The organism is Rhizobacter sp. (genome assembly GCF_032229685.1).
GTDB lineage: Bacteria > Pseudomonadota > Gammaproteobacteria > Burkholderiales > Burkholderiaceae_C > LMDS01.
In genome coordinates this window covers 135,958-149,465 of sequence record NZ_JAVTWP010000003.1, presented here as the reverse complement: position 1 = coordinate 149,465, position 13,508 = coordinate 135,958, and the positions used below count along the sequence as shown (strand labels likewise).

Below are 13,508 nucleotides of genomic sequence, written 5' to 3'. Positions count from 1 at the left end.
CCGCGGCATGGACGCGTCGGTATGGGTCACGCTGGCGCTCACGCTGAAGGTGGCCGCCTGGGCCACCGCTATCAATCTGGTGCTGGGCGTGACCGTGGGCTGGCTGCTGGCGCGGCGCCAGTTCTTCGGCCGCGAATTCCTCGACGCGGTGCTGACGCTGCCGCTCGTGCTGCCGCCCACCGTGATGGGCTACTACCTGCTGGTCGTGATCGGCAAGCGCGGCTGGCTCGGCGGCTGGTTGCAGAGCAGCTTCGGCATCAACCTCATCTTCACCTGGCAAGGCGCGGTGATCGCCGCGACGATCGTCGCGTTTCCGCTGGTGCTGAAGTCGGCACGAACAGCCTTCGAGGCGGTCGACCCGCAGCTCGAAAAGGCGGCGCGTGTGCTCGGGCTGAACGAATGGGCGGTGTTCTTCCGCGTCACGGTGCCCATGGCCTGGCCGGGCATTCTGGCCGGTGTGCTGCTGGTGTTCGCGCGTTCGCTCGGCGAGTTCGGCGCCACGCTGATGGTGGCCGGCAGCATCCCGGGCCGCACACAGACGCTCTCGGTCGCGGTCTACGAGGCGGTGCAGGCCGGCCAGGACGACACGGCCAACTTTCTCGTCGTGCTCACCTCGATCACCTGCATCGTGGTGCTGCTGGCGGCCGGGCGGCTTTCGCCCGCGGGGCGGCGCTGAGATGAGCTTCGACGTCGACATCCACAAGACCGTGCGCAGCGCGCAGCGCAGTTTCGACCTGCGCGTCCGGTTCACCACGAGTGCACGCCGCACCGTGATCTTCGGCCCTTCGGGCGCCGGCAAGAGCCTCACCTTGCAGGCGCTCGCCGGGCTGCTCAAACCCGACACCGGCCGCATCACGTTCTCGGGCGACGTGCTCTTCGATGGCGCGTCTGGCATCGACGTGCCGGCGCGACGCCGTGGCTTCGGCTACCTGTTCCAGGACTATGCGCTGTTCCCGAAACTGAACGTGCGCCAGAACATCGCGTTCGGCCTGTCGCACGCGCTGCGCAACCCGTCGGCCCGGGTCGACGATGCCGCCGTCGAGCGCTGGCTGCGCGCATTCGAACTGGTCGACGTGGCGGCGCAACGCCCGGGCGAGTTGTCGGGCGGGCAGCGTCAGCGCACGGCGCTGGCGCGCGCGCTGGTGCACTCGCCGCGCGCGCTGCTGCTCGACGAGCCGTTCTCGGCGCTCGACCCTGAATTGCGCGAGCGCATGCGCAGCGAGCTCGACGAGCTGCTGCAGCGCGTTGACGTTCCGGTGCTGATGATCACGCACGACCCCGAAGACCTGGCCTGGTTCGGCGACGAATCGTTCTATCTGCGAGAAGGCATCATCACGGAACGCCCCGCGGCGCCGCCGCGGCTGGTACCGACACGTCTGAAGGTGGTGTGAGATGGCAAGTTTTTCCCGGGTGAGGGCCTGGCGGTGCGCCGCCGCCATCGCGCTGTTGGCAGGCACGCTGCACGCCGTGGCCGCCGGCCCCGTGAGCGAACAGGTGCAGGTGTCTGGCGCGGTGAAGACGGCTTTGACGCTGAAGGTCGACGACCTCAAGGCCTTTCCTGCCGAACAGATCGTCAGCGTCACGGTCACGCGCCGCGTGGGCGACAAGGAAACCGCGTCGACCGTGCGCGGCGTGAAGCTCACGGCCGTGCTCGATCGCGCCGGGCTCGCCAGCACCGACCAGAACGACTGGAAGCAGGCGACCGTGATGGCCGTGGCGACCGACGGCTACCGTGCCGTGTTCTCGTGGCCCGAGCTGTTCAACACCGACATCGGCGCCGGCGCCTTGCTGGTCTTCGAACGCGACGGCCAGCCACTGGCCGACCGCGAAGGCCGGATCGCGCTCGTCTCGGCACGCGACCAGCGCAGCGGCCCGCGCAGCGTGCGCTGGCTGGCGCGCATCGAGGTGCGGGTGGTGAAGGAATGAACCCGCTGCGCAGCCGGGCAAGACAACATGGCCGTTGACGCGCCAGCACTGACGGTCGGCGCCGACGTCTGGCTGAGCCTGGACGGCCACAACCTGGCCGGCGCACGGCGCGTGGCACTGCTCGCCGAGATCGCCCGCGTCGGCTCGATCACGCAGGCCGCCAAGGCGGTGGGCCTGAGCTACAAGGGCGCCTGGAACGCCATCGAGGACATGGCCAACCTGGCCGGCGAGCCGCTGCTCGAGCGCACCGTCGGCGGCAAAGGCGGCGGCTCCACGCGGCTCACCGCGCGCGGCGAGAAGCTGGTGCAGAACTACGAGCTGATTCGCGATGAACACGCGCGCTTCGTCGACCGGCTCAACCGCAAGGCCCAGGGCCTGACCTCCGACTACGCACTGATGGAGAGCATCGCCATGAAGACCAGCGCCAGAAACCAGTTCGCCGGCACGGTGCATGCCATCAGGGCCGGCGCCATCAACGACGAGATCGAGCTCGAGATCATCGGCGGCCTGCGCGTCGTGGCGACCGTCACGCGCGAGAGCCGCGAGCACCTGGGGCTGGCGCTGGGCACGAAGGCTTTCGCGCTGGTGAAAGCCTCGTCGATCCTGCTGATGACCGAGCCCGGCAACGTGCGCCTGTCGGCGCGCAACCAGCTCGCTGGCACGGTGACGCGCGTGGTGCCGGGCGCCGTGAACACCGAGGTCGTGCTCGACTTGCCGGGGGGCGGCAGCGTGGCGGCGGTCATCACGAACCAGAGCGTGCAGACGCTGGGCATCACGAACGGCAGCACCGTCACGGCGGTGTTCAAGGCGTCGAGCGTGATCATCGGGGTGTCGGCCTGAACCGCTCGGCCCGCGTGCGCAAACCTTGAGCTTGCTCAAATCGCGCGCGGCAGGGCGAGCGCTCAATGGGGTGACCGACAACACGCGAGACTCCCATGTTGAAAAGCATCCTCGTCCACCTCGACGCATCGCCGCGCGCCGCGGCGCGGCTCTCCATGGCGCAAGACCTGGCCCGCCAGAACGGTGCCGAACTCAACGCGCTCTACGGCGTCTTGCCATCGATGCTGGCCACACCCTGGCTGGCCGGCGATGCCATGGCGTATGCAGCGTCGATGCTCGCCGACCTTGACGCTGAGCAAGCCGCGCGGGCACGCGCCACTTTCGCCCAGGCTGCGAGCCGCGGCGCACTCGGCTGGCTCGACGGCGGCAACGCGCCTTACGCGGCCCTGCTGCAGCGGGCCCTGACCGCCGACCTGCTGGTGCTCGGACAAACCGATGCGAAAGACTCGCTCACGGGCGCCCTGCCACCCGACTTGGTGCCTTCGCTCATCACCGACAGCGGCCGGCCCACGCTGGTGTTGCCGTTCGTCGGCCACTTCGAGACGAGCGCGACCGATGTACTGATCGCCTGGAAACCCACGCGCGAAGCGGCACGCGCGGTGGCCGCTGCGCTGCCCTGGTTGCACCGGGCCGCACGCGTGCACGTGGCCAGCCGGCCCGAGGGCGACGAAGCCGGCAGCGACCCCGGCGCAGCGCTGGCGCACTGGCTGCGTCTGCACGGCGTGACTGCGCCGATCGAGCCGCACCGGCTCGGCGACGGCGACGTCGGCGACGCTTTGCTGTCGCTGGCCGCCGACACGAATGCGGGCCTGCTGGTGATGGGCTGCTACGGCCACGGCCGGGCGCGCGAATGGGTGCTCGGCGGCGCATCGCGCGTGGTGTTGGCGTCGATGACGCTGCCCGTGTTGATGGTTCACTGAAAAGCGCCAGCCGCGCGCCCCCATCGAAGGAAGGCTCATTGTGGATCTACCGACCCAGACGCACCTCACAGCGCTGCGCGACATGCTCGTCTACCGCCAGCACGAATTGCAAACCGAGATCCACGCGGCCGAACAGGCTGTGCTGGCAGACACCCAGTCGGGCGCAGGCGATGTCACCGATCAGAAAGAGACGGCCCAGCGACACGAGCGCAGCGAGATGAGCGACGCCCAGGAGCAGCGCGACCGCGCCGAACTTGAACTCGTCGAGGCCGCCCTGCGTCGCCTGGATCAAGGCGTGTACGGCGATTGCGCGAGCTGTGGCGAACCCATCGCCTTGCCTCGCCTGCGGGTCCAGCCGGCGGCGCCGCGTTGTGCGGCCTGCCAGGCCGACTTCGAACACATCGCCGCCCAGGCCCGCTCGCCCGCGCGGCACTGAATGCGGCGGGCCGCGGGCTCGAGCGTCAAGTCAGGGTGAGGTGGATGCTGCGCACACCCGGCTCGGCGCGCTCTTGGTCGAACTCGAAGCCGAGCTGCTTTGCCAGTTGCAGCATGCGGTCGTTCTCGGCCAGCACGCTGGCCACGAGCCGGCGTGTGCCCTTGTTCCGAAGGTGCTCGATCAGCTTGCGCATGAGGCGCTCGCCCAGCCCGCCGCCCTTGAGGTCGGAGCGCACGAGGATGCCGAACTCGGCATCGTGGTTGTCCGGGTCGCACAAGGCGCGCGCGACCGCCAGCGATTCTTCGCCGCCCGAAGGCGCGGGCACCGTGACGATGAAGGCCATCTCGCGCCCATAGTCGATCTGCGTCAGGCGTGCGAGTTCGCTGTGTTCGATGCTGCGGCGGCTGTAGAAGACACGCATGCGCAGATCTTCAGGATCGAGCCGGGCCAGGAACGCGCGGTGCTGGGCTTCGTCTTCGGGCCGGATCGGCCGTACCGTGAGCGTGCGGCCCTGCCATTCCCAGGTCTCCACCAGCTCGGCCGGGTACGGCAGGATCGCGAAGTTCGCGGCACCGCCGGTCGCGGCCGCACTCACACGCACCCGCGCGTCGAGCGCAATCACGCCTTGCGCGTCGGCCAGCAGCGGGTTGATGTCGATCTCGGCAATGCGCGGCTCCACGGCCAGCAATTCGGCCACGGCCTGCAGCGCCGCGACCACCGCATCGACGTCGGCCGCAGGCACGTCGCGCCAGCCGGCCAGCAGCCGAGCGACGCGGGTTCGTTCGATCAGCGCGTGCGCCAGCGGCACGCTCAGCGGCGGCAGCGCGATGGCACGGTCGGCCACCACCTCGACCGCCGTGCCGCCCTGCCCGAACAGGATCACCGGGCCGAACAGCGGGTCGACGCTGGCGCCGACGATCAGCTCGAGCGCCTGCGGCCGGCGCACCATCGTCTGCAGCGTGAAGCCGGTGACCGTGGCGTCGGGGCGCAGGCGTGCCACACGCAGCAGCATGGCGGCCGCCGCGTCGCGCAGCGCGGCCTCATCTTCCAGGCCGAGCGCCACGCCGCCGACGTCGCTCTTGTGCGAGATCTGCGGCGAGAGCACCTTCAGCACGACCGGGTAGCCGATCTCGCGCGCCGCCCGCACGGCGGCCTCGGCGCTGGGCTCGACGACCTGCGTGCCGACGACCGGCACGCCCGCCGCTGCGAGTAAAGCCTTGGCCTCGGGCTCGCTCAGCATCTCGCGGCCGTCGGCGAGCACGGTGTCGACCAGCGTGCTGACCTGCGCCGCATCGAACGGCGTCTGCTCACGTCGCGCCGGGGGCGTTTGCAGCAGCAGCTGCTGGTTGCAGCGGTAAGTGACGAGCATCGAAAACGCCCGCACCGCATCTTCGGGCATGTCGTAGCAGGGAATGCCGGCCGCGCGGAAGCGGCTGCGCGCGCCCTGCACCGCCGCATCGCCGAGCCAGCAGCCGAGCAGCCGGCCCGGTGCGGCCTGGGCCACCGGCACCAGTGCCTCGGCGATCTCGCTGCTCGGCACGATCGCGGTCGGCGCGTGCATGAACAACAGGGTGCCGCTCGCAGGGTCGGCAAGCAGCGTCTGCAGGGTCTGGACATAACGCTCCACCGGCGCGTCGCCGATGATGTCGACCGGGTTGGCGCGGCTCCAGTTGGGTGGCAGCACCGCGTCGAGCGCCTGCCGGGCACTCGCGCCCAGCGGAGCGAGGCTCACGCCGGCCAGCGCTGCGGCGTCGGCTGCCAGCACCCCGGCGCCGCCGCCGTTGGTGACCAGCGTGAGGCGTTCGAGAAACTCGGCATCGGCCTCGGAAGGCAGGCCGCGAAAGTGCGCCAGCGTCTCGGCTGCGACGAACAGGTCGGCCAGCGTGTCGACACGCAGCATGCCGGCGCGCCGGAAGGCGGCGTCGTAGACCAGATCGGAGCCGGCCAGCGCGCCCGTGTGCGAGGCGGCCGCCGCCTGCCCCTGCACCGAGCGCCCGGCCTTCACCACCAGCACCGGCTTGTTGCGCGCCGCGGCGCGCGCCGCCGACATGAACTTTCGCGCCGAACTCAGCGACTCGACGTAGAGCAGGATCGAGCGGGTGCGGGCGTCGGTGGCGAGCCAGTCGAGCAGGTCGCCGAAGTCGACGTCGGCGTGTTCGCCGAGCGAGATGCAGTGCGAGAAGCCGATGCCGCGCCCGTTGGCCCAATCGAGCACCGCCGTCACCAGCGCCCCCGACTGCGAGACGAAGGCCAGCGAGCCGGGCTGCGCGCCGGCGTGCGCAAAGCTGGCGTTCAGGCGGGCGTGCGGTGACAGCAGGCCCAGGCAGTTCGGGCCGATGATGCGCAGCAGGTGCCTTCTCGCGGCGTCGAGCATCGCCTGGCGCACTGGTGCATCGAAGCCGGCGCTCAGCACCACGGCGGCCCGCGTGCCGCGCGCGCCCAGCGCGTCGATCAGGCCGGGCACACTCGCGGGCGGGGTGCAGACCACGGCCAGTTCCGGCGTTTCCGGCAGGCTCGCGATGTCGGTGTACACCGCCTCGCCGTCGATGCTTTGAGCGCGCGCGTTCACGGCCCAAAGCGCGCCCGCAAAACCGCCTTCGCGCACATTGCGCCATACGGTGGCGCCGACACTGCCGACCCGTTCGCTGGCACCGATGACCGCCACCGTGCGCGGGTCGAACATCGAATCGAGGTGGCGAATGCTCATGGTGCGGCGGGCGAAGTGATCGAACCGGAATCATGCGCCGGCGGCGCGACACTCGCAGCCCACCCAGGCCAGATCGCGATCAGCGAGGCGGTACGCACGTCAGACGACCTCGCACTGCTCTCGTCAGAGGCAACCATCGTCGCCCCCGCCGCAAGCGGCCGGGGCTGAGCGACGCCTCCGCAAAGAAGCCACAGCCGCCGCTTCGAACGATCATCCGCCACGCCCGGAACTCGACGCGGGCAGCGCTGGCGCGGAGCGATTCGCGAAGGTCTCGCCTGCTCAAGCGGCTGCCTCGACCGGCAGCGACTCGGCCTGCCAGCGCAGCATGCCGCCCGCCAGGTTCGCCACCTCGGCGAAGCCGGCCCGCTTCAGCAACACGGTGGCTTGCGCGGAACGTGCTCCGGAACGGCAGACCGCGACCACCGGGCCGGCGAGGTCGATCTCGCCGACTCGCTCAAGCAACTGCGACAGCGGCAACAGGCGCGCGCCGCGGATGTGCCCGAGCACGTCGGTGAACTCTCTCGGCTCGCGCACGTCGATGATCTGCACGGCGCTGGCGCGCTCGAACAAGTCGAGCGGCTCGATCTCCCAGACGCCGCTGAAGGTGAACGTGAGCGGCGCCCAGCCGGGCTCTTCGGCCAGCGGCGCGTCTGCGCCCGGCTGCCCGCAGCGCAGGTTGGCAGGCACGGCGATGTCCATGAGCTTCGGGTGCGGCAGGCCGAGGTGGTTCATGTAGCCGGCGAAGTCGGCCTCGTCGACATCGCCGCCCAGGCGCGGGTTGAAGCGCTTTTCTTCGCCCACGCTGGTGACGCTGATGCCGCGGTAGTCGTGGCCGGGGTACAGCAGGCAGGCCTCGGGCAGCGACAGGATCTGCCCCTGCACCGAGCGGTACAGGCGCGACGGGCTGCCCTGTTGAAAGTCGGTGCGCCCGCAGCCGCGGATGAGCAGGCTGTCGCCGGTGAAGGCCATCTGGTGATCGTCGAGTACGTAGGTGAGGCAGCCGCTGGTGTGGCCGGGCGTGGCCCGCACCTCGAGATGGCGGCTGCCGAAGGCCACACGGTCACCGTGGCGCAACACCTGGTCGACGTTGGCCGCCTGCGCCGCTTCAGACAGCAGGATGCGGCTGCCGCAGCGCTGCTTCAGCAGCCAGGCGCCGGTGACGTGGTCGGCGTGCACATGGGTGTCGAGCGTGGCCACCAGCCGCAGGCCGAGTTCGCGCAGCAGCGCCATGTCGCGCGCTGCGTTCTCGAACACCGGGTCGATGAGCACGGCCTCGCCAGCGTCGCCCAGCAGATAGGTGTAGGTGGAAGAAGAAGCATCGAAGAGCTGTCTGAAGATCGGCATGACCGGGCCTCCGGCGGGCTTGTTCACAACCTGTCGTGGATCACCATGCCGACGAGCATGGCGGCCACAAAAATGGCGGCCGACCCCGAGCCGCTGCCCAGTGCCACCAGGGCGGGCCCCGGGCAGAAGCCGGCGATGCCCCAACCGGCGCCGAACAGCAGGCCACCGGCGATCAGGCGCCGGTCGACCGTGCGGTTGTTCGGTATTTCCATCGGCGCGCCGGTCCAGGAACGTTCTCTTCGGCGCGCAAGCGCGAAGGCCAAGACGGCCACCGCGATCGCGCCGCCCATCACGAGCCCGAGGCTGGGGTCCCAGGCGCCGGCCAGATCCAGGAAACCCTTGACCTTCAGCGGCTCGGCCATGCCCGCCAGGATCAGCCCGATACCGAAGACCAGCCCGCTCACGAACCCGAAAATCGCTCTCATGGCGCGGCTCAGAAGACGTGCCTGAGCACGAACACGGTGGCGACACCCGCCCCCATGAAGGCCAGCACGTTGACCAGGGAGCGGCGCGAAAAACGGCTCAGCCCGCAGACGCCATGGCCACTGGTGCAGCCGTTGCCCATGCGCACGCCGAAGCCCACCAGCAACCCGGCCACGATGAGCCCACCGGTGCCGACATCGACGGCAGCCGGGGTCAGCGGCGCGACCAGCCGCCACACCCATGGCGCCAGCAACAAGCCGACGATGAACAGCAGGCGGTCCGCGTCGGGCCGCAAGCCGCTGCCCGACATCAACGAACGCAGCGGGCTCGCCACCAGGCCGGCGATCCCCGCGATGCGGCCGTTCGCCAGAAGATAGAGCGCCGTGGCCAGCCCGATCACCGCCCCGCCCGCGAGCGAAGCCCAGGGCGTGAAGTGGTTCCAGTCGATGTTCATCGGGTCTCCTTCGCAAAAGCGCTGCCGCCGTCGGCCAAAGCATGGGCCACTGCCGAGGGTAAGCCCTAGAGAGGAATCACCTTGTCGGCTCTAATATTCGTCTACTTGCATATGTAGATAAACAAGCACAGTGTACCCCCAACGAGGCTGTTCGTGGCGGGCCGCACGCCAGCCACGAACCCCTGAGCCCGGAGCCCCTTTTGAGCACTCCAGAACAGCGATCCGGTCGCCTCGTCAAGGCACCTGAAAGCTTCATCGACCCAAGCGGTGTTCGCACCGTGTTCGGCGAAGCCAGGGCGGGCCGGCGCGACTTCGTGCGCAGCGCATTCGCAGCGGCGCTGGCCAGCGCGGCCGCGCCGGCGGCGTTCGCGCAGTCCAACCCGGTGGATGCGAGCGGCGGTGATGCGAACATCCTCGAACTGCCGGCCCACAGCAAGGGCCTGGGCCAGTCGGTGGCGAGCGAAGGCTACGGCAAGCCGTCGAAGTTCGAGGCCAACGTGCAGCGCCGCACCAGCCCCGGGCTCACGCAGACGACGCAGTCTTCGGTGTCGTTCGCGCCCTTGCAGAGCCTGTTCGGCATCGTCACGCCCAGCGGCCTGCACTTCGAACGGCACCACCAAGGCTGGTGGGACGTCGACCCGTCGAAACACCGGCTGATGATCAACGGCTCCGACGACAAGATGTTGAAAACGGCCCTGGTCTTCACGGTCGACGAGATCATGCGGCTGCCTTCGGTGAGCCGCTTCCACTTCATCGAGTGCGGCGCCAACACCGGCATGGAATGGGGCAACGTGGCGGTGCCCACCTGCCAGTACACGCACGGCATGCTCAGCTGCAGCGAATTCACCGGCGTGCCGCTGAAGGTCCTGCTCGACATGGCCGGTGTCGACTTCAAACGCGGCCGCTTCGTGCTGGCCGAAGGCGCAGACGGTTCCAGCATGACCCGCACCGTGCCGATGGAACTGATCGAAAGCGGCGAAGTGCTCGTGGCCTACGGGCAGAACGGCGAGATGCTGCGCCCGGAAAACGGCTACCCGTTGCGCCTGGTCGTGCCCGGCGTGCAAGGTGTGAGCTGGGTCAAGTACCTGCGCCGCATCGAGGTGGGCGACAAGCCCTATGGCACGAAAGACGAGGTCATCCACTACGTCGACCTGCAGCCCGGCGGCCTGCACCGCCAGTACACCAGCACGCAGGAATGCAAGAGCGTGGTCACCACGCCTTCAGGCGGCCAGGTGCTGCTCGACAAGGGCTACTACCAGATCAGCGGCCTGGCCTGGTCGGGCCGCGGCAAGGTGAAGCGGGTGGACGTGTCGGTCGATGGTGGCCGCACCTGGAAGACCGCACGCCTGCAAGGCCCGGTGATGAGCAAATGCCTCACGCGCTTCTCGCTCGACTGGGCCTGGGACGGCAAGCCGGCCCTGGTGCAGAGCCGCGCGACCGACGAGACGAACTATGTGCAACCGAGCTACAAACAACTGCGTGCAGTGCGCGGCACACGCTCGGTCTATCACAACAACGCGATCCAGTCGTGGCTCGTGCAGGAAAGCGGCGAGGTCAAGAATGTCCAGCTGTCTTGATGCCCTCTTCCGGTCGCGCGGGCCGTCGATGCTGTCAGCGGCCCGCGCCGCCGGCGCGCTGGTGATGCTGGCGCTCGGCGCCCAGGCTGCGGTGGCGCAGACACCCTACCCCGGCATCGGCCGGCCCGCCACATCGAAAGAGGTGGCCGCATGGAACATCGACGTTCGGCCCGACTTCAAGGGCCTGCCGAAAGGCTCGGGCACGGTGGCTCAGGGCCAGGACGTGTGGGAAGCCAAGTGCGCTTCGTGCCACGGCGTGTTCGGCGAAAGCAACGAGGTGTTTTCGCCCCTGGTCGGTGGCACGAGCAAGGAAGACATTCGCACCGGCCGCGTCGCGCACCTGAACGACAACGGCTTTCCTGGCCGCACGACGTTAATGAAGGTCTCGACGGTGTCGACGCTTTGGGACTACATCAACCGCGCGATGCCCTGGAACGCACCCAAAACGCTTTCGCACGAAGAGGTCTACGCCGTCACCGCCTACCTGCTCAACCTGGGCGGTGTATTGCCCGACAACTTCACGCTGTCGGACAGCAACATCGCCGATGTGCAGAAACTGCTGCCCAACCGCAACGGCGTCACCACCGAGCACGGCCTCTGGCCGGGCAAGGGCATGGGCAACGGTGGCAAACCCGACGTGAAGGCGGTGGCCTGCATGAAGGACTGCACTCCCGAACCGAAGGTGGCCTCGTTCCTGCCCGACTTCGCTCGCAGCAACCACGGCAACCTGGCCGAACAGCAGCGCCTCGTCGGCCCGCAACGCGGTGCCGACACCGGAAAGCCCGCAGCAGGCGCCGTGGCCGGGGCACCGAAGGCAGCCTCGGGCAGCGGCGCTGCTGCGGCGCTTGCAATCGCGCAGAAACACACCTGCACCGCCTGCCACGGCACCGAGTCGAAGATCGTCGGGCCTGGCTTCAAGGAGATCGCCACGAAGTATGCGAGCCGCAGCGATGCCGAGACCTACCTCGCCGGAAAGATCAAGTCCGGCGGGCAAGGAGTTTGGGGGCCCATACCGATGCCCGCGCAGGCATTGAGCGAGGGCGACGCCAGAACGATCGCGAAGTGGTTGGCTGCAGGGGCCGCGAAATAGTCGATCCGTCCGGGTTCGCCCGCTTCAACGAGCGGCGCGGATTCATTACCGTATACGCATAGAGGAGACAGTGATGCTGAACCGCAGAGAAATGCTTTCCCGTTCTGCAGGCGTGGCGGCCTTGCTGGCCACCGTGGGCCTGCTGCCGCAGGCGGCGCAGGCGGCTTACAACGCCGCGGCCTTCGAGCTCAAGACCATGGCCGACGTGGTCAAGAGTCTGGGTGGCGCCGCACCCACCGAAAGCAAGGACGTCACGGTCACGGGGCCCGACATCGCCGAGAACGGCGCAGTGGTGCCGATCGGTGTCTCGACCGCGCTGCCGGGCGTGAAGAAGCTGCTGCTGCTGGTCGAGAAGAACCCCAGCGTGCTCTCGGCCATGTTCGATGTGAGCGACGCGGTCGATGCCAACTTCTCCACCCGCGTCAAGATGGGCCAGTCGTCGAACGTCTATGCCGTGGCCCTGATGGCCGACGGCAAGGTCTTGTTCGCGCAGAAGGAAGTCAAGGTCACGCTCGGCGGCTGCGGTGGGTAAGCCCGGACGACGTTTCGCCTGCTGGCGAAACGGTTGGGCGCGGTGGCAGTGCCGCGAGCGCCTGTACTGAAATTCCAAAGGAGTATGAAAATGGCAGATCCGATGCGCATTCGCGCCCAGATGGCAGGCGACAAGACCACCGTGCGGGTGCTCATGAGCCACGAAATGGAAACCGGCCTGCGCAAAGACGCCGCCGGCAAGACGATCCCCGCGTGGCACATCCAGGAAGTCAGCGCGCAGCTCAACGGCAAGCCGGTGATGACGGCGGAATGGGGCCCTTCGGTCTCGAAGAACCCGTTTCTGCAGTTCAACCTGCGCGGTGCCAAAGCCGGCGACAAGGTGGCCGTGACCTGGAAAGACAACAAGGGCGACACCCGCACCGACGAAGCGACGGTCTCCTGAGCTTACGATCTGCCCCGAACGAGCACGACAAGAAAGCGTAGAAATGAAGCCATTCAGCAGAATCGTCACCCTCCTCGCGCTGACGATCTCGGTCAGTGCCACGGCACAGCAGAAGTCGGCCGCCGACGGCATCGCCGAGTACCGCAAGATGCTGGAAGACGGCAACCCTGCAGAACTCTTCGAAGCCAAGGGCGAAGGCCTCTGGAAAACCGCGCGCGGCCCGAAGAAGGCAACCCTGCAGGCCTGCGACCTGGGCCTGGGCCCGGGCGTCGTCAAGGGCGCCTGGGTGCAGATGCCACGCTGGTTCGCCGACACGCAACGGGTGCAAGACCTCGAGTCGCGCCTGCTGACCTGCATGGAGACCTTGCAGGGCTTCAATGCCGCCGAGATCGCGGCCACCGGTTTCGACAAGGGCGAGCAGGCCACGCTGGCTGCACTGGCCGCGTGGATTTCTGCCGAGTCGCGGGGCATGAAGATGGCGCTGCCGCAGAGCCATACCGAAGAGAAGCGTTCGTATGAACTGGGCAAGCGCGCTTTCTTCTTCCGCGGCGGTCCGATGGACTTCTCGTGTGCCAGCTGCCACGGCGAGCCCGGCAAGCGCATCCGGCTGCAAGACCTTCCCGACCTGACGAAGAACCCGGGCAACGGCATCGGCTTTGCGGCCTGGCCGGCCTACCGCGTGTCGAGCGGCGAGATGTGGAGCATGCAGCGCCGGCTCAACGACTGTTACCGGCAACAGCGCTTCCCTTACCCCGGCTACGCCTCTGAAGTGACGATCGCGCTGGGGGTCTACATGGGCGTCAACGCCAAGGGCGCCGAATCGATCGCCCCTGCCCTCAAGCGCTGAACCGGAAGAC

The 13,508-nt window shown here is 68.6% G+C and carries 15 protein-coding genes; 11 read left to right on the top strand and 4 right to left on the bottom strand.

Going from position 1 to position 13,508, the window contains the following annotated elements; genetic code table 11:
* Nucleotides 1–7 precede the first annotated feature (7 nt).
* The 6 genes from modB to AC30PD_RS01620 all read left to right on the top strand — a co-directional run bounded on the left by modB (nt 8) and on the right by AC30PD_RS01620 (nt 4,122).
* Nucleotides 8–676, top strand: coding sequence for a molybdate ABC transporter permease subunit (modB, locus tag AC30PD_RS01645; RefSeq protein WP_489533890.1), 669 nt, complete (start codon nt 8–10; stop codon nt 674–676).
* Between the two features lies 1 nt (nt 677).
* Entirely contained in the window at nt 678–1,391 is a 714-nt protein-coding gene (locus AC30PD_RS01640) for an ATP-binding cassette domain-containing protein (protein ID WP_489533889.1), read from the top strand.
* A 1-nt stretch (nt 1,392) separates the two neighbouring features.
* The gene (locus tag AC30PD_RS01635) at nt 1,393–1,926 is read left to right on the top strand and encodes a molybdopterin-dependent oxidoreductase (protein WP_489533888.1); all 534 of its coding nucleotides are present in this window, start codon (nt 1,393–1,395) and stop codon (nt 1,924–1,926) included.
* Between the two features lie 27 nt (nt 1,927–1,953).
* Complete coding sequence (locus AC30PD_RS01630) at nt 1,954–2,766, top strand: TOBE domain-containing protein (RefSeq protein ID WP_489533887.1); 813 nt, start codon at nt 1,954–1,956, stop codon at nt 2,764–2,766.
* A gap of 95 nt (nt 2,767–2,861) precedes the next feature.
* Nucleotides 2,862–3,686 carry a universal stress protein gene (locus AC30PD_RS01625; protein ID WP_489533886.1) on the top strand — a complete coding sequence of 275 codons (825 nt, stop codon included), beginning with the start codon at nt 2,862–2,864 and terminating at the stop codon, nt 3,684–3,686.
* An 82-nt stretch (nt 3,687–3,768) separates the two neighbouring features.
* On the top strand, nt 3,769–4,122 hold the full coding sequence (locus tag AC30PD_RS01620; protein ID WP_489533885.1) for a TraR/DksA family transcriptional regulator: 354 nt from the start codon (nt 3,769–3,771) through the stop codon (nt 4,120–4,122).
* 25 nt (nt 4,123–4,147) lie between these two features.
* On the opposite strand, the gene AC30PD_RS01615 is transcribed toward AC30PD_RS01620, so the two are convergent.
* The 4 genes from AC30PD_RS01615 to AC30PD_RS01600 form a co-directional block, all read right to left on the bottom strand.
* Nucleotides 4,148–6,829, bottom strand: coding sequence for a bifunctional acetate--CoA ligase family protein/GNAT family N-acetyltransferase (locus AC30PD_RS01615; RefSeq protein WP_489533884.1), 2,682 nt, complete (start codon nt 6,827–6,829; stop codon nt 4,148–4,150).
* Nucleotides 6,830–7,108: 279 nt separating this feature from the next.
* Complete coding sequence (locus AC30PD_RS01610; protein ID WP_489533883.1) at nt 7,109–8,173, bottom strand: MBL fold metallo-hydrolase; 1,065 nt, start codon at nt 8,171–8,173, stop codon at nt 7,109–7,111.
* A gap of 23 nt (nt 8,174–8,196) precedes the next feature.
* Nucleotides 8,197–8,598 carry a DUF6691 family protein gene (locus AC30PD_RS01605; RefSeq protein ID WP_489533882.1) on the bottom strand — a complete coding sequence of 134 codons (402 nt, stop codon included), beginning with the start codon at nt 8,596–8,598 and terminating at the stop codon, nt 8,197–8,199.
* An 8-nt stretch (nt 8,599–8,606) separates the two neighbouring features.
* The gene (locus AC30PD_RS01600) at nt 8,607–9,050 is read right to left on the bottom strand and encodes a YeeE/YedE family protein (RefSeq protein ID WP_489533881.1); all 444 of its coding nucleotides are present in this window, start codon (nt 9,048–9,050) and stop codon (nt 8,607–8,609) included.
* Between the two features lie 200 nt (nt 9,051–9,250).
* On the opposite strand from AC30PD_RS01600, the gene soxC reads away from it, so the two are divergent.
* From soxC to soxA, 5 genes are all read left to right on the top strand, one after another.
* On the top strand, nt 9,251–10,627 hold the full coding sequence (soxC, locus tag AC30PD_RS01595; RefSeq protein WP_489533880.1) for a sulfite dehydrogenase: 1,377 nt from the start codon (nt 9,251–9,253) through the stop codon (nt 10,625–10,627).
* 28 nt (nt 10,628–10,655) lie between these two features.
* Entirely contained in the window at nt 10,656–11,717 is a 1,062-nt protein-coding gene (locus tag AC30PD_RS01590) for a c-type cytochrome (RefSeq protein WP_489533879.1), read from the top strand.
* Between the two features lie 73 nt (nt 11,718–11,790).
* Entirely contained in the window at nt 11,791–12,249 is a 459-nt protein-coding gene (gene soxY / locus AC30PD_RS01585; RefSeq protein WP_489533878.1) for a thiosulfate oxidation carrier protein SoxY, read from the top strand.
* A 90-nt stretch (nt 12,250–12,339) separates the two neighbouring features.
* Complete coding sequence (gene soxZ / locus AC30PD_RS01580) at nt 12,340–12,651, top strand: thiosulfate oxidation carrier complex protein SoxZ (protein ID WP_489533877.1); 312 nt, start codon at nt 12,340–12,342, stop codon at nt 12,649–12,651.
* 43 nt (nt 12,652–12,694) lie between these two features.
* A complete protein-coding gene (soxA, locus tag AC30PD_RS01575) occupies nt 12,695–13,498 on the top strand; it encodes a sulfur oxidation c-type cytochrome SoxA (protein WP_489533876.1) in 804 nt (267 codons plus the stop codon).
* Nucleotides 13,499–13,508 lie beyond the last annotated feature (10 nt).

Bases quoted from the DNA above. Each gene is read 5' to 3' on its own strand.
- modB (WP_489533890.1), top strand. From the start codon at position 8: ATGGACGCGTCGGTATGGGTCACGCTGGCGCTCACGCTGAAGGTGGCC.
- AC30PD_RS01640 (WP_489533889.1), top strand. From the start codon at position 678: ATGAGCTTCGACGTCGACATCCACAAGACCGTGCGCAGCGCGCAGCGC.
- AC30PD_RS01635 (WP_489533888.1), top strand. From the start codon at position 1,393: ATGGCAAGTTTTTCCCGGGTGAGGGCCTGGCGGTGCGCCGCCGCCATC.
- AC30PD_RS01630 (WP_489533887.1), top strand. From the start codon at position 1,954: ATGGCCGTTGACGCGCCAGCACTGACGGTCGGCGCCGACGTCTGGCTG.
- AC30PD_RS01625 (WP_489533886.1), top strand. From the start codon at position 2,862: ATGTTGAAAAGCATCCTCGTCCACCTCGACGCATCGCCGCGCGCCGCG.
- AC30PD_RS01620 (WP_489533885.1), top strand. From the start codon at position 3,769: ATGCTCGTCTACCGCCAGCACGAATTGCAAACCGAGATCCACGCGGCC.
- AC30PD_RS01615 (WP_489533884.1), bottom strand. From the start codon at position 6,829: ATGAGCATTCGCCACCTCGATTCGATGTTCGACCCGCGCACGGTGGCG.
- AC30PD_RS01610 (WP_489533883.1), bottom strand. From the start codon at position 8,173: ATGCCGATCTTCAGACAGCTCTTCGATGCTTCTTCTTCCACCTACACC.
- AC30PD_RS01605 (WP_489533882.1), bottom strand. From the start codon at position 8,598: ATGAGAGCGATTTTCGGGTTCGTGAGCGGGCTGGTCTTCGGTATCGGG.
- AC30PD_RS01600 (WP_489533881.1), bottom strand. From the start codon at position 9,050: ATGAACATCGACTGGAACCACTTCACGCCCTGGGCTTCGCTCGCGGGC.
- AC30PD_RS01590 (WP_489533879.1), top strand. From the start codon at position 10,656: ATGCTGTCAGCGGCCCGCGCCGCCGGCGCGCTGGTGATGCTGGCGCTC.
- soxY (WP_489533878.1), top strand. From the start codon at position 11,791: ATGCTGAACCGCAGAGAAATGCTTTCCCGTTCTGCAGGCGTGGCGGCC.
- soxZ (WP_489533877.1), top strand. From the start codon at position 12,340: ATGGCAGATCCGATGCGCATTCGCGCCCAGATGGCAGGCGACAAGACC.
- soxA (WP_489533876.1), top strand. From the start codon at position 12,695: ATGAAGCCATTCAGCAGAATCGTCACCCTCCTCGCGCTGACGATCTCG.